Annotated in this window: 18 protein-coding genes; 11 read left to right on the top strand and 7 right to left on the bottom strand. The window is 70.6% G+C overall.

Annotated elements, in window-relative coordinates:
• Positions 1 to 142: 142 nt before the first annotated feature.
• Together ACIP6U_RS13480 and ACIP6U_RS13485 are read left to right on the top strand one after the other, a co-directional pair.
• Complete coding sequence (locus ACIP6U_RS13480; protein ID WP_401715989.1) at positions 143 to 580, top strand: MarR family winged helix-turn-helix transcriptional regulator; 438 nt, start codon at positions 143 to 145, stop codon at positions 578 to 580.
• A 26-nt stretch (positions 581 to 606) separates the two neighbouring features.
• Positions 607 to 2,007 carry an MFS transporter gene (locus ACIP6U_RS13485; RefSeq protein WP_401715991.1) on the top strand — a complete coding sequence of 467 codons (1,401 nt, stop codon included), beginning with the start codon at positions 607 to 609 and terminating at the stop codon, positions 2,005 to 2,007.
• 27 nt (positions 2,008 to 2,034) lie between these two features.
• Here the strand turns inward: ACIP6U_RS13485 and ACIP6U_RS13490 are convergent, their stop codons facing one another.
• Positions 2,035 to 2,553, bottom strand: coding sequence for a GNAT family N-acetyltransferase (locus tag ACIP6U_RS13490; protein WP_401715993.1), 519 nt, complete (start codon positions 2,551 to 2,553; stop codon positions 2,035 to 2,037).
• A gap of 68 nt (positions 2,554 to 2,621) precedes the next feature.
• Between ACIP6U_RS13490 and thpR the strand changes: the two genes are divergently transcribed.
• Positions 2,622 to 3,194, top strand: coding sequence for an RNA 2',3'-cyclic phosphodiesterase (thpR, locus tag ACIP6U_RS13495; protein ID WP_401715996.1), 573 nt, complete (start codon positions 2,622 to 2,624; stop codon positions 3,192 to 3,194).
• A 207-nt stretch (positions 3,195 to 3,401) separates the two neighbouring features.
• On the opposite strand, the gene ACIP6U_RS13500 is transcribed toward thpR, so the two are convergent.
• Positions 3,402 to 4,394, bottom strand: coding sequence for an aldo/keto reductase (locus ACIP6U_RS13500; protein ID WP_401715999.1), 993 nt, complete (start codon positions 4,392 to 4,394; stop codon positions 3,402 to 3,404).
• A gap of 44 nt (positions 4,395 to 4,438) precedes the next feature.
• Complete coding sequence (locus ACIP6U_RS13505; protein ID WP_401716000.1) at positions 4,439 to 5,026, bottom strand: Uma2 family endonuclease; 588 nt, start codon at positions 5,024 to 5,026, stop codon at positions 4,439 to 4,441.
• A 147-nt stretch (positions 5,027 to 5,173) separates the two neighbouring features.
• On the opposite strand from ACIP6U_RS13505, the gene ACIP6U_RS13510 reads away from it, so the two are divergent.
• Positions 5,174 to 6,007 carry a Stf0 family sulfotransferase gene (locus ACIP6U_RS13510; protein WP_401716002.1) on the top strand — a complete coding sequence of 278 codons (834 nt, stop codon included), beginning with the start codon at positions 5,174 to 5,176 and terminating at the stop codon, positions 6,005 to 6,007.
• Here ACIP6U_RS13510 and ACIP6U_RS13515 read toward each other — a convergent pair.
• The gene (locus ACIP6U_RS13515; RefSeq protein WP_401716003.1) at positions 5,926 to 6,672 is read right to left on the bottom strand and encodes an SGNH/GDSL hydrolase family protein; all 747 of its coding nucleotides are present in this window, start codon (positions 6,670 to 6,672) and stop codon (positions 5,926 to 5,928) included. The genes ACIP6U_RS13510 and ACIP6U_RS13515 overlap by 82 nt on opposite strands.
• Positions 6,673 to 6,804: 132 nt before the next feature.
• On the opposite strand from ACIP6U_RS13515, the gene ACIP6U_RS13520 reads away from it, so the two are divergent.
• Entirely contained in the window at positions 6,805 to 7,779 is a 975-nt protein-coding gene (locus ACIP6U_RS13520) for a WD40 repeat domain-containing protein (RefSeq protein WP_401716006.1), read from the top strand.
• On the opposite strand, the gene ACIP6U_RS13525 is transcribed toward ACIP6U_RS13520, so the two are convergent.
• Positions 7,753 to 8,439, bottom strand: a complete 687-nt coding sequence (locus ACIP6U_RS13525) for a hypothetical protein (RefSeq protein WP_401716008.1) — start codon at positions 8,437 to 8,439, stop codon at positions 7,753 to 7,755. The two genes, ACIP6U_RS13520 and ACIP6U_RS13525, sit on opposite strands and share 27 nt — an antisense overlap.
• Positions 8,440 to 8,560: 121 nt before the next feature.
• Positions 8,561 to 9,679, bottom strand: a complete 1,119-nt coding sequence (serC, locus tag ACIP6U_RS13530) for a phosphoserine transaminase (protein WP_401716011.1) — start codon at positions 9,677 to 9,679, stop codon at positions 8,561 to 8,563.
• A gap of 102 nt (positions 9,680 to 9,781) precedes the next feature.
• Between serC and ACIP6U_RS13535 the strand changes: the two genes are divergently transcribed.
• From ACIP6U_RS13535 to ACIP6U_RS13560, 6 genes are all read left to right on the top strand, one after another.
• The gene (locus ACIP6U_RS13535) at positions 9,782 to 12,712 is read left to right on the top strand and encodes an FAD-binding and (Fe-S)-binding domain-containing protein (RefSeq protein ID WP_401716013.1); all 2,931 of its coding nucleotides are present in this window, start codon (positions 9,782 to 9,784) and stop codon (positions 12,710 to 12,712) included.
• A 14-nt stretch (positions 12,713 to 12,726) separates the two neighbouring features.
• Positions 12,727 to 13,185: an MMPL family transporter gene (locus ACIP6U_RS13540; protein WP_401716016.1), complete on the top strand. Its 459-nt coding sequence runs from the start codon at positions 12,727 to 12,729 to the stop codon at positions 13,183 to 13,185.
• An 82-nt stretch (positions 13,186 to 13,267) separates the two neighbouring features.
• Positions 13,268 to 14,401 (top strand): lipid II:glycine glycyltransferase FemX, encoded by a 1,134-nt coding sequence (locus tag ACIP6U_RS13545; protein WP_401716019.1) that lies wholly within the window; start codon positions 13,268 to 13,270, stop codon positions 14,399 to 14,401.
• 211 nt (positions 14,402 to 14,612) lie between these two features.
• On the top strand, positions 14,613 to 14,744 hold the full coding sequence (locus tag ACIP6U_RS13550) for a hypothetical protein (protein WP_019057298.1): 132 nt from the start codon (positions 14,613 to 14,615) through the stop codon (positions 14,742 to 14,744).
• Between the two features lie 120 nt (positions 14,745 to 14,864).
• Positions 14,865 to 16,880 carry an ABC transporter ATP-binding protein gene (locus ACIP6U_RS13555; protein ID WP_401716023.1) on the top strand — a complete coding sequence of 672 codons (2,016 nt, stop codon included), beginning with the start codon at positions 14,865 to 14,867 and terminating at the stop codon, positions 16,878 to 16,880.
• Between the two features lie 134 nt (positions 16,881 to 17,014).
• On the top strand, positions 17,015 to 17,950 hold the full coding sequence (locus ACIP6U_RS13560) for an EamA family transporter (RefSeq protein ID WP_401716025.1): 936 nt from the start codon (positions 17,015 to 17,017) through the stop codon (positions 17,948 to 17,950).
• 27 nt (positions 17,951 to 17,977) lie between these two features.
• On the opposite strand, the gene ACIP6U_RS13565 is transcribed toward ACIP6U_RS13560, so the two are convergent.
• On the bottom strand, positions 17,978 to 18,721 hold the full coding sequence (locus ACIP6U_RS13565) for a class I SAM-dependent DNA methyltransferase (RefSeq protein WP_401716028.1): 744 nt from the start codon (positions 18,719 to 18,721) through the stop codon (positions 17,978 to 17,980).
• Positions 18,722 to 18,747 lie beyond the last annotated feature (26 nt).

The following is an 18,747-nucleotide window of genomic DNA, read 5'->3' on the forward strand; positions in this document are numbered from 1 at the left end:
TCGCGGGAGCGGTGCGGGGCGTGCGTCGCTTTTCCGTTCTGGCTCACTCATATGGGTGACGGAAAGGTTCGGTGACCGGGGTCATGGGCACCTTGCGTGTCCCAGGTGGTCTTTAGAGAGGGTAATGAGTTACGCTAAGGACATGCCGGACCTCACCCATGGCGACGACGCAGCCGCCGTGAACTCGCTTCGATCAGCTGTCATGCGGCTGTCCCGCCGACTCAAGCACCAACGGGTCGACGAGTCGCTGAGCCCCACCGAGATGTCGGTGCTGGGCACCCTGTCGAACTGCGGCAGTGCCACGCCGGGCGAACTCGCCCGCAAGGAGCACGTCCAGCCGCCGTCGATGACCCGCATCGTCGCGCTGCTGGAGGCCAAGGGACTGGTCCGGCTGGAGCCGCACCCCGAGGACCGGCGCCAGAAGGTCGTCACCAAGACCGAGCAGGCCGAGGCCATGCTCGAGGAGAGCCGCGCCAAGCGCAACGCCTTCCTGGCCACCCTGGTCGACGACCTCGACGAGGACGAGTGGGCGAAACTCCGTGCCGCCGCCCCCGTGCTGGAGAAGCTCGCACACCTGTAAGCAGTGCCACCAAGGAGGCGACCCTTTTGAGTTCGGGACCCGGAGCAGACTCCGCCCCCGCACCGTCCACCCACGAATCCCCGCCCACCCCCGACGCGGCCCCGGCCAAGTCCCTCAAGTCCTCGAAGACCTCGAAGTCCTCCAAGTCCTCGATGTTCTCCTCGCTGCGGGTCAGGAACTACCGCCTGTTCTTCGCCGGCCAGGTCGTCTCCAACATCGGCACCTGGATGCAGCGCATCGCCCAGGACTGGCTGGTCCTCAGCCTCACCGGCTCCGCGACCGCCGTCGGCGTCACGACGGCCCTGCAGTTCCTGCCGATGCTGCTCTTCGGTCTCTACGGCGGTGTCCTGGTCGACCGGTTGCCCAAGCGCCGCACGCTGCTGTTCACGCAGTCCTCGATGGGCCTCATCGGCCTCGCGCTCGCCGCCCTCACGCTCTCCGGCCACGTCCAGGTCTGGCACGTCTACCTCGCCGCCTTCGCCGCGGGACTGGCCACGGTCATGGACAACCCGGCCCGCCAGTCCTTCGTCTCCGAGATGGTCGGCCCGGACCAGCTGCAGAACGCGGTCAGCCTGAACTCCGCCAACTTCCAGTCCGCCCGTCTGGTCGGCCCCGCCGTCGCGGGCCTGATGATCACCGGCGTCGGCACCGGCTGGGCGTTCCTCTTCAACGGCCTGTCCTTCATCGCGCCCCTCACCGGACTGCTCCTGATGAAGGCCCGCGAACTGCACGTCGTCGAGCGCGCCCCGCGCGCCAAGGGCCAGCTGCGCGAGGGACTCCAGTACGTCGCCGGCCGCCCCGACCTGATGTGGACCATCGTCCTGGTCGGCTTCATCGGCACCTTCGGCTTCAACTTCCCGGTGTACCTCTCGGCCTTCGCGGACGACGTCTTCCACGCGGGCGCGGGCTCCTACAGCCTCTTCAACACGCTGATGGCGGTCGGCTCCCTGGGCGGCGCGCTGCTCGCGGCCCGGCGCGGCACGGCCAAGATGCGGGTGATGATCGCGGCGGCGGTCGCCTTCGGCGCGATGGAACTCGCCGCGGCGGCAGCGCCCGGCCTCTGGCTCTTCGCCCTGCTCATGGCCCCGATCGGCATGTTCGGCATGACGGTCAACGTCACCGCGAACACCAGCATCCAGATGAGCACCGACCCGGCCATGCGCGGCCGGGTGCTCGCCCTCTACATGATGGTCTTCCTGGGCGGCTCCCCGGTGGGCGCGCCGATCGCCGGCTGGGTCACCGACGCGTACGGCGTCCGCGCGGGCCTCGCGGTGGGCGGCGCGATCTCGGCTCTCGCGGCCGTGACGATCGGCCTGGTGCTGGCCCGGGTGGGCAACCTCCGCCTGTCGGTCGGCTGGAACCGCGGCCACCCGCACGTCCGTTTCGAACCACGCGAGCAGCAGGAGAAGCTGGCCGCGGTGGCCTGAGGGCCGTCCCTGGCCCGGGGGTCGGACCTAGACCCTCCGGGCCAGGATCTGTCCCGGCCAGTCGTCCGTGCCCGTGAAGGCCTCGGTGCGGGTGAAGCCGTTGCTCTCGTAGTAGCGGACGAGCTTGCCGTCGCCGCCCGCGTAGCAGTCCACCCGCAGCAGCGAGACGCCGGCCCGCCGCGTCTCCTCGACGGCGTGCGCGAGCAGCGCGGCCCCGACACCCCGGCCCTTGAAACGGCGGTCGGAGGCGAGGAGATGGACGTACCGCTCGGGTTCGTCGGCGGGCGGCAGATACGTCCCGGGACCGTCGGTGAGGCTCAGCGTCCCCGCCGGTACGCCGTCCAGTTCGGCGACGAAGGCCGCGCCCCGGGTGACGTAACCGGTCACCAGCTCCACGGTCGAGGCCCTCTCCGACCAGGGCCTGCTGCCCCACTGCCCGGTCCGCCCCTGCGCGACGAGCCACTCCATGGCGCTGTCGAACATGCCGAGGATCGCGGGGATGTCGTCGGACCCGCCGGCTCTGATGCTGATCTCCGGGTGCGTCATGGGGGCAGGCTAGGCGACGGGCGTCAGGGACGGTGGCCCGGTGATCCATTCCCTGGAAGGGTGACGCCATGAGACTCTTCGCGGCGCTGTTGCCACCGGAGCGGGTGCTGGCCGAACTCGGGGCCGTGGTGGACGAGTTGAGGCGGTTGCCGGGGGCGGACGCGCTCCGCTGGACCGGCCGCCCCGGCTGGCACTTCACGCTCGCCTTCTACGGCGAGGTCGACGACGACGTCGTACCGGAACTGTCGGCCCGGCTGGCGCGGGTGGCGCGGGAGAGCGAGCCGTTCGGTCTCGCGGTGCGCGGGGGCGGGCAGTTCGGGGACGGGCGGGCCCTGTGGGCCGGAGTGGAGGGGGAGTTGGCGGGGCTGCGGGTGCTGGCCGAGCGGTGCGAGGGCGCTGCGCGGGAGGCGGGGGTGGAGATGCGGGAGCACCGGCGTTATCGCGCGCACCTCACGCTGGCCCGCGGCCGTGACGCGGCGGACGTGCGGCCGTATCTCGACCGGCTCGACGAGTTCGCGGGGCAGGCGTGGACGGTGGACGAGCTGGCACTCGTCCGGAGCAACCTGCCGAGGTCGGGGGTTCCGGGGGAGCAGCCCCGGTATGAGGCGGTCGCCCGTTGGAGCCTGGGGGCGGGCGGCTAGGCTCGGGCACGTGGACCCGAAAACCCGGAACCGGATCATGGCCGGTGTGCTCGTGCTGTTGTTCGTTGTCGTTGGGCTCGCGGCTGCGCTCGGCAAGTGAAAGTGAGGACCGGGGAACTGCGGGTCGGATATCGGCTGTGGGCCGGATGTGGCTGGTCGCGCAGTTCCCCGCGCCCCTGAAAGACGGGGCGTTTGCCCTCACGGCGTCTACCAGGCGAAGGCCTCCGGAGACGGGCCCGGGCCCGGGAAGATCTCGTCCAGCGAGGCGAGGATCTCCTCGCTCAGCTCCAGCTCCACGGCCCGCAGCGCGGACTCCAGCTGCTCGGCGGTGCGCGGGCCGACGATCGGGCCGGTCACGCCGGGACGGGTGAGCAGCCAGGCCAGGGCGGCCTCGCCGGGCTCGATCCCGTGCTTGTCGAGCAGATCCTCGTACGCCTGGATCTGGGCGCGTGAGGTGGGGTTGGCGAGGGCGTCGGCGGCCCGGCCGGAGGCGCGGCGGCCACCCTGGACCTCCTTCTTGATGACCCCGCCCAGCAGCCCGCCGTGGAGCGGCGACCAGGGGATGACCCCGAGGCCGTACTCCTGCGCGGCCGGGATGACCTCCATCTCGGCGCGGCGCTCGGCGAGGTTGTAGAGGCACTGCTCGCTGACGAGGCCGATGGTGCCGCCGCGCCGGGCGGCGATCTCGTTGGCCTGCGCGATCTTGTAGCCGGGGAAGTTGGAGGAGCCGACGTAGAGGATCTTGCCCTGCTGGATGAGGGTGTCGATCGCCTGCCAGATCTCCTCGAAGGGCGTCGCCCGGTCGATGTGGTGGAACTGGTAGATGTCGATGTAGTCGGTCTGGAGCCGCTTGAGGCTGGCGTCGACCGCGCGCCGGATGTTCACGGCGGAGAGCTTGTCGTGGTTGGGCCAGGCGTCGCCGTCCGCGGCCATGTTGCCGTAGACCTTGGTGGCGATGACGGTCTTGTCGCGGTGGTCGGGGCTCTTGGCGAACCAGCTGCCGACGATCTCCTCGGTGCGGCCCTTGTTCTCGCCCCAGCCGTAGACGTTGGCGGTGTCGAAGTAGTTGATGCCCGCGTCCAGCGCCGCGTCCATGATCGCGTGGCTGTCCGCCTCGTTCGTCTGCGGTCCGAAGTTCATCGTGCCGAGGACCAGTCGGCTGACCTTGAGGCCTGTGCGTCCGAGCTGCGTGTACTTCATGAGTACTTAGCCAACGACTTCGAGTGCGCTCTATGCAAGGGGGGTCAGTCGCGGGGGAACTCGGCGGTGGTGAGGGTGAGGCCGACCACGGTGCCGGTGAGATCCATGTCGTCCCCGAAGGCCACCTTCGTCTCGGTCGTGTAGTCGTCGCCCTTGGGGTGGGTGTAGATGTGGCAGCGGCCCTGGTACGGGTCGGCGATGACGTAGACCGGGACTTCGGCGAGGGCGTACGCGGCCTTCTTCGGGCCGTAGTCGTTGACGGCGGTGCCCTTGGAGATGACCTCGGCGACGAACTCGACGTCCTGGTGGCGCCAGCCCCCGCCCTCCGTCTTCTCGGCGCCCTCGGTCATCACCGTCACGTCGGTCGCGAATCCGTTGAGGTGACCCGGGTAGTCGATACGGACGTCGGACTTCACGCGCTTCCGGGGGTACTTGGTCCGCAACTGCTCGACGATATCCAGGATGATCTCCCAGTGGGTGTCCCGCTGTGGCGACATGAAGACGGTCCCCTCGACGATCTCGACCTTGTATCCCTCGGGGGCGGGCATCTTCTCGATCCGCTCGAACCACTCGTCGAGCGTGATCTCGTCGTCGCTCTTGGCCATCGCGATCCTGTCTTCAAGGACGGTCATCCTGGCGCTCCTCCCCGGCCGCCCTCCGCACGAGTGCGGCCGCGCGGTACAACGATACGCACGGTGACCGGGATGCGGAGTGATCACGCCATCGTCACCGTCGTTATTCGGTTGCCGCCCACGCCCCCACCCCCGACCCTGGCCGCCGTGACCAAGCCGACGAACGCGGACACGGACACGTACTTCATCTGCGCCACCCCCCGAACCGGCAGCTCCCTCCTCCTCGGTCTGCTCGACTCCACCGGGGTCGCCGGGCACCCGCAGGCCTATTTCCGGATGCCGGACGAGGCGGCGTGGTCGGAGCGGTGGGGGGTGGCGCATACGCCCCAAGAGGCCCTGGATTACGCGGAGTTCGTACGGGCGGCGCTGCGCGAAGGCCGGACCGGTAACGGAGTCTTCGGGGCCAAGCTCATGTGGGGAACGCACGCCGAACTCGCAACTCGGCTCGCACGACTGCACCCCGACCTCACGGGGGACGAACTGGGCCTGTTGAAGCGGGAGTTCGGGACGCGGATCCGGTTCGTGTATCTGCGCCGGGACGACGTTCTCGCCCAGGCGGTCTCATGGTTGCGGGCGGAGCAGACCGGGGTCTGGTTCGTCGGCGGGAAAGGCGAGATCGGCGGAGGTGCGGGTGGCATCGATGCTCAGCCCCGCTTCGACCGCGACGCCGTCACCCGTCTCCTGCGCACCATCGAGGAGCACAACGCAGGTTGGGAGCGCTGGTTCGAGGCCTACGGCATCCAACCGCATCGCATCCGGTACGAGGACCTCTCTGCCGACCCGCACGCCGTCACGCACGGTGTTCTCGACTTCCTCGGGCTCGCCCTGCCGACCGGACGGCGGATCACCCCCAGTCACCGGCGTCAGGCCGACCGGCTCAATCAGGAGTGGGCCGAGCGCTATCGCCGGCCGGCCGAGGTCACCGCGTCGAAGTCAAAGGTGCCGCCGCCGTCGCCGCCCTCCCCGCCGTCATCCTCGTAGTACTCCTCGCCCCACCCCCACGCCTGATGCATCGCCCCCGCGAACGCCGCCGCGATCTTGTGCTCGCCGGACGCGTTCGGGTGGGTGCCGTCGTACGTGTCGTGGTTGACGTCGTACGACTCCGGGAGGGAGGCCAGGAGGAGGGGGGAGCGCGGGTCGTCGAGGTCGGCGACGGCCTTCGCCTGGAGTTCGTTGAAGAGGGTGACCTCGGCGCCGAAGGGGGCGTCCGTGAGGGCGCGGATGTTCGGGATCACCGGCAGGAACACCATCCGTACGGACGGCTTCGCGGCGCGGGCCTCGGCCACGAAGGCCCGTACGTTGTCGGTGGTCTGCCGTGCGTTCGTGTAGAAGCCCAGGTCGATCAGGCCCAGGGCGACGAGCAGGACGTCGGCCCGGCAGCCGCGTACCGCCTCGCCGATCAGCGGGGCCATGTGCAGCCAGCCCTCGCCCCAGCCGGCCAGGTGGGCGCGGGGGAAGTCCGGGTCGGCGTACTCGTACGAGGTCGGCGTGTCCGTCGCCTTGTCGTACAGCGTCTCGCGCGGGCCGACCAGCGTGAACGGGCCGCCGTATGTGTCGCGCAGGTGCTGCCACATCCGGTAACGCCATGTGTGTTCGCCGGCGCTTCCGATCGTCTGGGAGTCGCCGACGGGCATGAACCTGAGCATCCGCTCATGATGGACGATCGACGGCGGCCGGAGGGCCGGGCGGGGTGTGAGGCCTGCCACCTCGCCGGGGACCGAGACCCGCTGGGCCCGGCACCTCGCCGGAACGCGGGCGCGGGATGGCAGGCTTGGGGCATGCGCCGACCGTTCGCCCTCATCGCCGGGGTCCTGCTCGTGGGTGCCTTCGCGCTCCCCGCTTCCGCCGCCGACGGTGACAAGGGATTCACCATCAAGGACTCACGCATCACGGAGTCCAGCGGTCTCGCCGCCTCCCGCCTGCACCCCGGCATCTACTGGACCCACAACGACAGCGACGACGGGCCCTACCTCTACGCCGTCGACAGCGCCACCGGCGAGACCGTCGCCCGGCTCACGCTCACCGGGATCGGCTCGCCGCGTGACGTCGAGGCGATCTCCATCGGGCCCGACAACCAGATCTACGTCGGCGACATCGGCGACAACCTCGGCGGCACCTGGCCGTACGTGTGGATCTATCAGCTGCCCGAGCCGAAGGTGCTCAAGGACCAGACCCTGCGGGCCACGCAGTACGTCGTGAAGTACTCGGACGGGGCCCGCAACGCCGAGTCGCTCGTCGTCGACCCGAAGACCGGGCGCGCGTACATCATCGACAAGAACGAGGACGGCGGGCACCTGTACGAGGGCCCGGCGAAGCTCTCCGCCTCCGGCACCAACATCTTCAGGCCCATCGCCACGGTCGACCTCTGGGCCACCGACGCGGCCGTCTCCCCGAACGGCAAGCAACTCGCCGTGCGCGGCTACTTCGGCGGCATCTACTACGACTGGAACGGCGGGAAGATCAAGCGCGCGGGCCGCCTCAACGTGCCCCTCCAGGGCCAGGGCGAGTCCGTCACCTACACCGACGACGGCACCAAGCTGATGTACGGCAGTGAGGGCTCCGACAGCTCGGTGCAGGCGGAGGACGCGCCCGGCGGATCCTCGTCCGGCTCGTCCAAGTCGCCGTCCGGGGGCGGGAGTTCGGCGAGCGGTGACAACGGCTCCGGCACGGACGGCACGCTCAAGGTCGGCGTGGTGGCCGTGGCCGTGGTGGCGGCCGTCTTCGGGCTACGACGGCTGTTCCGCCGTAACTGACGGGCGGGGGCGGGCGGTTGACTCCGGAGCCGCCGGGTCGGTGAACGCCTCGCCGTCCCGCTTCGCGCGTACGCACAGCCAGATGTAGGCCAGGTCGAGCACGCTGCACATGATGCCGAGGCCGAGCAGGAACCCGCTGTCCTTCAGGGCGCCGAAGAGGATCGTGGGCGCGAGCGTGCCGAGCCACTTGGCCACGGCGATCGTCACCGACTGCCCGCGCGGTCCGCGCCGGGCGACGAACATCGCGATGAACAGGCCCGACATCAGCAGGTTCTGGAGGAACGCCGCGTACCCCGCCCCGTCGTCCGCGCCGAACCTCGCCAGGAACAGCCACTGCACGGCGAACGACATGGCGAACAGCACCACGCCCCAGCCGACGAACATCCACCGCGTGACGAAGGCCGGGAACTCGGCCCGCCCGTACCGGAAGAACGTGTAGACGATCACGACGTCGGCGAGGCCCCACACCAGGTTGACGCCGGCCTGCGCCGACGGGTCGACGGCAAGGCCGCGCACCGCGTACGTCCACTCCCAGGCGAAGTTCAGGCCCAGCGCCACGGCCGGAATGGCGTAGGTGCGGTCCCGCAGTCCGAGCCGGCTCGCCTCGATGTACACGATCGTCCAGGCGATGCCGCTCACGAGCGTGAGGAACATGTGCATCGGGTTCGTCTCCTGTCGTGGGCGCGTCCCGAGCATTCACCCACAGGCGACCGGAGGACAGAAGAGGCGCCACGCGGCTGAACCAGCCGCGGGGCGCCTCTTGTTGACCTGTTCGAGGTGGCTACAGCTTCTCGATGACGTAGTCGACGCACTTCGTCAGTGCCTCGACGTCCGCCGGGTCGATCGCCGGGAACATCGCCACGCGCAGCTGGTTGCGGCCCAGCTTCCGGTAGGGCTCGGTGTCGACGACGCCGTTCGCGCGCAGCACCTTGGCGACCGCGGCCGCGTCGATCTCGTCGGCGAAGTCGATCGTGCCGATGACCTGGGAGCGCTTGGTGGCGTCCGTGACGAACGGGGTCGCGTACTTGGACTCCTCCGCCCAGCTGTACAGGCGGGTCGAGGAGTCCTTCGTGCGGGACGTCGACCAGGCCAGACCGCCCTGGCCGTTGATCCACTTCAACTGCTCGTTGAGGAGGAACAGCGTGGCGAGGGCGGGGGTGTTGTACGTCTGGTTCTTACGGGAGTTGTCGATCGCCGTCGGGAGGCTGAAGAACTCCGGGACGTGGCGGCCGGACGCGTGGATCCGCTCCGCGCGCTCGATCGCGGCCGGGGAGAAGACGCCGATCCACAGGCCGCCGTCGGAGGCGAAGGACTTCTGCGGGGCGAAGTAGTAGACGTCGGTCTCGGTCACGTCCACCGGCAGACCGCCCGCGCCGGACGTGGCGTCCACGAGAACCAGTGCGCCCTCGTCGGCTCCCGCGACCCGCTTGATGGGTGCTGCCACACCCGTCGACGTCTCGTTGTGCGTGAAGGCGTAGACGTCCACGCCCGCTTCGGCGGCCGGCTCGGGGTGCGTGCCGGGGTCGCTCGCGACGACCGTCGGCTCGGCCAGCCACGGCGCCAGCTTGGCCGCCTTGGCGAACTTCGAGCTGAACTCGCCGAAGGTCAGGTGCTGCGACTTGTTCTCGATCAGACCGTGCGTCGCCACGTCCCAGAAGGCCGTGGAGCCGCCGTTGCCGAGGACGACCTCGTAGCCCTCGGGGAGGGAGAACAGGTCGGAGATGCCCGCGCGCACCTCGCCGACGAGGTTCTTCACCGGAGCCTGCCGGTGGGAGGTGCCGAGGAGTGACGTGCCGGTGGCGGCCAGGGCGTCCAGCGCCTCCGTCCGCACCTTGGAGGGACCCGCGCCGAAACGTCCGTCCGCGGGCTTGATGTCAGAGGGGATCTCGATCTCAGCCACGAGAAGGAGGTTAGCCGCTGGAGGAAACCTGGGTGAAACGTCGTCCGTCGGGTGAGACGGCGTCCATGGTCGGTCGGGCGGCGACTTTGATTTGCTGGAGTCATGACGGAACTCCAGGCAGCGCTCCGCAAGGCCGTCCGCGGCGAAGTGCGCTTCGACGTCACCGCCCGGGCGCTGACCACCATGGACGCGTCCAACTACCGCCGGGTCCCGCTCGGGGTGGTCGCGCCGCGGGACGCCGACGACGTGGTCGCCGTGCTGGAGGTGTGCCGGGAGCGTGGGGTGCCCGTTGTCGCCCGGGGCGGAGGGACCTCCATCGCCGGGCAGGCCACCGGGACCGGAGTCGTGCTGGATTTCACCCGCCGTATGAACCGCATGTTGACGATCGACCCCGAGGCACGGACCGCCGTCGTCCAGCCAGGGCTCGTTCTTGACCGGCTTCAGGAGGCCGCCGCTCCGCACGGGCTGCGGTTCGGGCCCGATCCGTCCACGCACAGCCGGTGCACGCTCGGCGGGATGATCGGCAACAACTCCTGCGGCTCGCACAGCGTGGCGTGGGGGACGACCGCCGACAGCGTGCGCGAGCTGGACGTCGTCACCGCGGGTGGGGAGCGGTTGCGGCTCGGGCAGGAGTGGGCCGGGGCGCCGGAGGGCCTGCGGGCGCTGGTGGAGGGGGAGTTGGCGCGGTTGCGGACCGGGTTTCCGGAGCTGCCCCGCCGTATCTCCGGGTACGCGCTGGACGCGTTGCTGCCGGAGAAGGGCGCCGATGTCGCCCGTTCCTTCTGCGGGAGCGAGGGCACGCTCGGGATCCTCACGGAAGCGGTCGTAGGGCTCGTCGAGGCGCCACGCGCGCGTGCGCTGGCGGTGTTGGGTTACGTCGATGAGGGCGCCGCCGCCGAGGCCGCGGCCGGGTTGTTGCCGCACCGGCCGTTGACGGTGGAGGGGATGGCGGCCGATCTGGTGCCCGCGGACGCGGTCGGGCTGCCGCGCGGCGGGGCCTGGCTGTTCGTGGAGACGGGCGGGGAGTCGGACGGGGAGGCACGCGCGCGTGCGGAGGCGATCGTGCGGGCTGCCGACGTCGTCGACGCGCTCGTCGTCACGGACCCCGGCGGGCAGCGGGCGCTGTGGCGGATCCGGGAGGACGCCAGCGGTACGGCGACCCGGATGCCGGACGGCAGCGAGGCGTGGCCGGGATGGGAGGACTGCGCGGTGCCGCCGGCGCGGCTGGGCGCGTATCTGCGGGACTTCCGGGGGCTGTTGACCTCGCACGGGCTGCGCGGAACGCCGTACGGACACTTCGGGGACGGCTGCATCCACGTCCGGATCGACTTCGACCTGCTCACGGAGACGGGCATCGCCCGCTTCCGGCGCTTCTCGGAGGAGCTCGCCGAAGTCGTCGTCGCGCACGGCGGATCGCTCTCCGGGGAGCACGGGGACGGCCAGGCCCGGGCCGAGTTGCTCCCGAAGATGTACGGCGAGGAGATGGTCGATCTCTTCTCGCGCGTGAAGGGCGTCTGGGACCCCGACGACCTCCTCAACCCCGGCATGCTGGTCCGCCCGGCCCCCCTCGACGCCAACCTCCGCTTCGCCGTCCTGCCCCGCGAACCGGTCGACGTCACCTTCGGCTACCCCTCCGACGGCGGCGACTTCTCCGCGGCGGTCCGCCGCTGCGTCGGGGTCGCGAAGTGCCGTACGACGTCGGTGACCGGCTCCGCCGTCATGTGCCCGTCCTTCCGGGCAACCGGCGACGAGACGCACTCCACGCGCGGTCGAGCCCGGCTGCTGCACGAGATGCTCGCCGGTGAGGTGGTGACGGACGGCTGGCGGTCCGAGGAGGTGCGGGACGCGCTCGACCTGTGCCTGTCCTGCAAGGGGTGCCGCTCCGACTGCCCGGTCGAGGTCGACATGGCCACGTACAAGGCGGAGTTCCTGCACCACCACTACGCCGGCCGGCGTCGCCCGGCCGCCCACTACAGCATGGGCCGGCTGCCGGTCTGGCTGCGCTGGGTGGACCGTACGCGCACCGCGCCGATCGTCAACGCCCTTGCTTCCGTACGGCCGTTGGCGTGGGTGGCGAAGCGGATGGGCGGGATCGCGGCGGAGCGGGGGATCCCGCGGGTGGCGACGCAGACGTACAGCCGGTGGCTGCGGCGGCGGTTCAGGAAGCGGGTGCGGACCTGGCGGGACGAGCTGCGCGCGGGCGGGCGGCCCGGCGTCCCGGAGACGGCCGCGTTCCTGTGGCCGGACACCTTCACCGAGCACCTTGCGCCGGAGGTCGGGCGGGCGGCCGTACGGGTGTTGGAGGCGGCGGGAGTGTGGGTCATGGAGCCGCCGACGCGACCGTGGCGCGTGCACCGGTTCGCCGAGGGCGGGCTGGCGGGCGTCAGCGTGCCCTCGCCGCTCGGGCGCCGCCGGAGCCGGGTCTGCTGCGGACTGACGTACATCTCGACGGGTCAACTCGACCGCGCCCGCGAGGTGTTGCGGCACACGTTGGACCTGATGGACCCCTTCCTGCTCCCGGAACTGGACGAGACCGACCCGTCGCCGGTCGTCGTCCTGGAACCCAGCTGCGCCGCCGCCCTCCGCACCGACCTCCCCGAACTGCTCCACGACGACCCCCGCGCCGCCCGCCTCGCCGCCCGCGTCCTTACCTTCGCCGAGGCCCTCGAACGTCTCGCCCCCGACTGGACCCCGCCCCGCCTGGACCGCCCGGTCACCGGCCAGACCCACTGCCACCAGCACGCGGTCCTGGGCGACGCGGCCGACCGCCGCGTGCGCGCCGCCGCGGGCCTGACCGGTGAACTGACCGGCGGCTGCTGCGGGTTGGCGGGCAACTTCGGCTTCGAGAAGGGGCACTACGAGGTGTCCGTGGCCTGCGCGGAGGACCAACTCCTGCCCGCGGTAAGGGAGTCCCCGGCGGACGCGGTGCTCCTGGCGGACGGCTTCTCGTGCCGGACGCAGTTGGAGCAGGTGGGCGGGGTGCGGGGGCGGCATCTGGCGGAGGTGTTGGCGGAGGGGCTGGAGGGGGAGTGAGGTGACCTTGGGGTATGAACTGGGGTGGGCTGCCGTGGTCACATCGCGGGACCGGCGTCCATGACAGCGCGGGGCAGGCTCGCCCGTACCTCCCACTGACCGGAGCCCGCGCCACCGGCCCAGAACGTGCCGTCGAGGGCCTCGACGCGTTCGCGCAGACCGGTCAGGCCGAAACCGCCGCGGCCGCGCTGATCATGACGGGTGTCTTCGGCGGCTTCGTCGGCGGCGCCGACGCCATGATCAAGTCGCTCGGCCTCGGTCTGGCCGCGGCGGTCGTCTTCGACGCGTTCGTGGTCCGCATGACCATCGTGCCCGCCGTCCTGGCCCTGCTCGGCCAACGGACCTGGTCGCTGCCCGGCTGGCTGGACCGGCGCCTGCCGCACGTCGACATCGAGGGCGAGAAGCTCGACACCGCGATCCCGGCCTCCTCCGAACCCGGCCACAGGGACGCCGACTTCACCCCGACCCACTGAGCGTGTCGCTGAGAACGGCGAACGCCTCCCTGAGGCGGGACTCGTAGGCTGACGGACTCCGTCACCGTAAGGAGCCCCGCCCGTGACCGCCCTCCACCTCCGGCCCATCACCCCCGAAGAGCACCTCGCCTTCGTCGCGACCCTCCCCGCCGCCAGTCACATGCAGGTCCCCTCCTGGGGCGAGGTGAAGCCGGACTGGCGGGCGGAGGGTCTGGGGTGGTTCGAGGAGGACGGGCGGCTGGTGGGGGCGGGGCTGGTGCTGTACCGGCCGTTGCCGAGGGTGAAGCGGTACCTCGCGTATCTGCCCGAGGGGCCGTTGATCGACTGGGCCGCGCCCGATCTCGTCGAGCGGTGGCTGGTGCCGATGCTCGCGTACCTGAAGGGACAGGGCGCCTTCTCGGTGAAGATGGGCCCGCCCGTCGTCGTACGCCGCTGGAGCGCGGACGCGGTGAAGGCGGCGATCGCCGACCCGGACGCCCACCGGCTGCGGGACGCCGAGCCGACCTCGTACGAACCGGGGGCCGTCGAGATCGGTGACCGACTGCGCGGCGCGGGGTGGCGGCAGGCCGAACCGGGCGGTGAGGACGGCGGGTTCGCGGCCGGGCAGCCGCGTTACGTCTTCCAAGTGCCGTTCGCCGGACGGTCGTTGGCGGAGATCCACCGGGGCCTCAACCAGCAGTGGCGGCGCAACATCAAGAAGGCCGAGAAGGCGGGCGTGACGGTCGTCAGGGGCGGTTACGAGGACCTGCCCGCCTTCTACGAGCTGTACGCCGAGACCGCCGAACGCGACCGGTTCATCCCGCGCCCGCTGCCGTACTTCCAGCGCATGTGGACCGCCCTCACCACCGAGGACCCCGACCGGATGCGCCTCTACCTCGCCCGGCACGACGGCGAGGTCCTCGCCGCGGCCACGATGCTGACCGTCGGCGACCACGTCTGGTACTCCTACGGTGCCTCCACCGCACGCAGGCGCGAGGTCCAGCCCAACAACGCCATGCAGTGGCGCATGATGACCGACGCCCACGAACTCGGCGCCTCCGTATACGACTTCAGGGGCATCACCGACACCCTGGAGGAGTCCAACCACCTGCTGGGGCTGCTGCGCTTCAAGGCGGGCGCCGGCGGCGAGGCGATCGAGTACCTCGGGGAGTGGGACTTTCCGCTGAGCCGGGTGCTGCACAAGGCGCTGGAGCTCTACATGGCCCGCCGACCATAAGGCTCCTCTCAGGTTCATAAGGGAACTCTCAGGTTTGGCGCCCGCTCTCAGGGAATGCCAAGGTTTTCACAGGGGTTGTTTGCCTTTCGGTCGCCGACTTTGCCGCTCCTTGGGTTCTGATCCGTGTAGGTTCCTGGGTGTCGGGAATTCCCCGGGCGGTAACACGCTCGACTTTGACGAAATAACCACTGCACAACCCTAGGAGTCCGGAATGAGCCTCAAGAAGCTCGCCCCGCTGCCCCCGAAGCCCAAGTCGAAGCAGCTCCCGCCCCCGCCCCCGAAGCCGCGGAAGAAGCACCAGCCGAAGCCGCTGCCGAAGCCGCTGCCCGGCCAGGACAGCTGATCCGGCGGTAGGAGGAGGGCCGACCCACGCAGTCGGCCCTCTTTTCTTTCCTGAATTCGAACCGGAGCCCATGAATTAATTCCGGTGATGTGGAGCGATGGAAAGCGGAGGGGATGCGAAATGGGCATTGAAGCGGCTGACCTCGAATACGAGGACGATGAAAGCGACGAAACTCCCACCATTCCCGCCCGCACGGCCTTCCGCCGCTTCTGGCCGCTGACCCGCGGCCTGCGACGCTGGCTGATCCTCGTCTGGGTCTGCACGGTGCTCGCCGCACTCGCCGAGACCGAGGCGATCCTGCTCTTCGGCGATCTCACCGACCGCGCCCTGGCGAAGGGGTCGCTGAGCGCGTTCTGGAGCCCGGCGATCAAATGGCTGGGCGTGGCGATCGTCGGCGCGGTCGTCGCGTACGCCGGCAACTCTCTTGCCGCGTGGGCGACCGAGCGCTTCGTGATGCGGCTGCGCGAGCATGTCTTCGACCACGTACAGCAGTTGCCGCCGCACTTCTTCCAACGGCACCGCCAGGGCGACCTGTTGTCCCGCCTGACGAGTGACGTCGAGGCGATCGAGACGCTGGTGGTGTCAGGCGTCGTGGGCACCGCCTCCGCCCTCTTCTCCGCGATCTTCTACGCGGCCGCCGCGTTCTGGTTGCGCTGGGACCTGGCCGCCGCCACCTTCGTGCTCGCGCCGCTGTTCTGGCTGGCGGCCCGCCGTTTCTCCGGCTCCATCAAGGACGTCTCGCGCGAGGGCCGGGTCGCGGACGGCGCGATCACGTCGGTGGTCGAGGAGTCCCTCGGCAACATCGTGCTGACCCAGGCCTACGACCGCCGGGACGCGGAACGCCGGCGGCTGCACGAGGAGGCGACCGCCTGGTTCCGCGCCTCGGTCCGCTCGACGCGGCTGAACGAGGCGTACGAGCAACTCGTCGCCGTCATCGAGACGGTGTGCGTGCTCGCGGTGATCGGCATCGGCGCCTGGGAGATCTCCACCGGCCGCATGACGCTGGGCCAACTCCTCGCCTTCTCCGCCTTCTTGGGCTACCTCTACCCGCCCGTACGCGGCCTGGCCCAGCTCGGCCTGACGATCACCGCGGCGACGGCGGGCGCGGAACGGCTCATCGAGATCCTCGACGTACGCCCCTCCGTCGCCGACCCCCGACGCGGCGCGGACGTCGGCCGCCCCGACGGCACGGTCGAGGTCACGGGCGTCTCCTTCACCTACCCCGGCGCCGACGCCATGGCCCTCTCGGACCTCTCCTTCACCGTCGGCCAGGGCGAGTTGGTCATCGTCACGGGCCCGAGCGGCGCCGGAAAGTCGACCGTGTCCAAGCTCCTGCTGCGCTTCTACGACCCCGACGCGGGCGACATCCGCCTGGACGGCGTCCCGCTGCGCGAGTTCCCGCTCGCCCGCCTCCGTGAGTACGTCACCCTGCTCCCGCAGGAGACGCTCGTCCTGCACGACACGGTCCGCGCGAACATCGCCTGCGGCCGGCCCGGCGCCAGCGAGCAGGCGATCGAGGACGCGGCGCGGGCGGCCGACGCGCACGACTTCATCGTCAAGCTCCCCGCCGGCTACGACACGAGGATCGACCCGGGCACCGCCCGCCTCTCCGGCGGCCAGCTCCAGCGCCTCGCCATCGCCCGCGCGATCCTGCGCGACGCCCCGGTCCTGGTCCTCGACGAACCGACCACCGGCCTCGACGCGATCGCCGCCCGCCGGGTCGTGAAACCCCTGCGCCGCCTGATGGCCGGCCGCACCACGATCATGATCACCCACGACCTCAACCTCGCCCCCGACGCCGACCGCATCCTGGTCGTCGACGGCGGCCGCATCGTGGAGACCGGCCGCCACGAGGAGCTGCTCGCGTGGGGCGGGGCGTACTCCCGCCTGCACCGTTCGCAGAACAACGCGGTGATGGACACGGGGGAGCTGCGCCTGCCGCTGGACCTGGTGCAGTCCGGGTACGGCCACGAGGGCCAGGTTCCGTCCGGCACCTGGCAGGAGCCGTCGTACGCCTACGGCCATCAGCCCCAGGAGTACGCCGCCCACGACCCCTACGCCTGTGCGGCGATGCCGACCACGCTCCCCGACGGCCGCCCTCTCTACCGCGACGAGGTGCCCTGGCCCGGCATCTGATCAGGACGGCCGAGTCCAGCATTCAGGACAGTTCCATAATGGGTTTTCACGCCTGACGAGGTCCACTACCCTGGACTCGACAGTGCATCATGATGGACGTACCCGGAATTGCCGACCGAGCCCCAGGACAGCCCGTGACCACCCCCAGCACAGCCACCACCTCTTCCGCGCCCGCATCAGTGTCCGGCGAAGCGACCGCGCACCGCCGTGGCTCCCTCGGTCCCGTGGGCCTGGTGCTGGCGGGCGGTGTCTCCGTCCAGTTCGGTGCGGCGCTCGCGGTGGGTCTGATGCCGAGGGCGGGCGCGCTCGGAGTGGTGACCCTGCGCCTGCTCGCGGCGGCCGTCGTCCTCCTGGTGATCTGCCGCCCCCGCCTGCGCGGCCACTCGCGCACCGACTGGGGCACGGTGATCGTCTTCGGCGTCACGATGGGTGCGATGAACGGCCTCTTCTACCAGGCGGCGGCCCGTATCCCCCTGGGCGCGGCGGTCACCCTGGAGGTCCTGGGCCCCTTGGCCCTGTCGGTCCTGGCCTCCCGCCGAGCGATCAACTTCGTCTGGGCGGGGTTGGCCCTGGCGGGCGTCTTCCTGCTGGGCGGCGGGGGCTTCGGCGACCTGGACCTGGCCGGAGTCGCCTTCGCGCTGGGCGCGGGCGCGATGTGGGCGACGTACATCATCTTCAGCGCACGGACGGGCAGACGCTTCCCACAGGCGGATGGGCTCGCGCTGGCGATGGGGGTGGCGGCGCTGCTGATGCTGCCGCTGGGGGTCGTGGAGTCGGGCACGAAACTCCTGGACCCGGTGACGATCGCGCTCGGCTCGGCGGTGGCGATCATGTCCTCGGTCCTCCCGTACACCCTCGAACTCCTGGCCCTCCGCCGCCTCCCCGCCTCCACCTTCGCCATCCTCATGAGCCTCGAACCGGCCCTCGCGGCAACGGCCGGCTTCCTGATCCTGAACCAGGCGCTGTCGGCGGTGCAGGCTGCGGCGATCGCGCTGGTGGTGGTGGCGAGCATGGGGGCGGTACGGACGCAGGTGGGGCGGCGGGGGAAGGTGCGGTTGCCGGTGGAGTAGGCCGCACTGGGCGGGAGCCCGCCGGAATCAATCGGCGATCTTCTCCCACACCGACACATGCCGCCGACTCTCACTCGTGAACGGCGTCCGCGCCCAGTCCTCCCACCGGTCCCGCAACCGCATCCCGGCCAGCCGGGCCATCAGGTCCAACTCGGCGGGCCACACGTACCGGAACGGGATGGACGAGTACGAGGCGCTCCCGCCCGGGTCGATCCTGACGTGGTGTGAACTCATCGCCTGGGTGGCGACGTCGTACGTGTCGAACCCGAGCCGGCGCTCGCCCACGTGGAACGGCACCGCGTCCTGCCCGGGCGGCAGCCGCCGCAGATCGGGAACCATCACCTCTACGACGAAGCACCCGCCCGGCACCAGATGCGCGGCGGCGTTGCGGAAGCAGTCGACTTGGGCGTCCTGGGTGGTCAGATTCATGACCGTGTTGAACACGAGGTAGGCGACCGCGAATTGGCCGTCCACGGTGGTGGTCGCGAAGTCCCCGATCGCCACCCTGACGTCCTCGCCCCCGGGCTTCTCCCGCAACCGAGCCACCATCGCCCGGGACAGATCGATCCCGCACACCTCGACACCCCGCCGCGCCAACGGCAACGCGATCCGCCCGGTCCCGACCCCGAACTCCAGCGCCCGCCCGCCCCCGGCCAGCCCCGCCAACACCTCCACGGCCGGCCCCACCACGTCCGCCCCGAACATCTCCGCCGACGACTCGTCGTACGCCGCCGCCACGGACTCCCCGAAGTAACCGTCGTCATCGACCATCGGCCGACCGTACTGCCGGGCGTGTT

This window comes from Streptomyces sp. NPDC088794, from assembly GCF_044750545.1.
GTDB lineage: Bacteria > Actinomycetota > Actinomycetes > Streptomycetales > Streptomycetaceae > Streptomyces.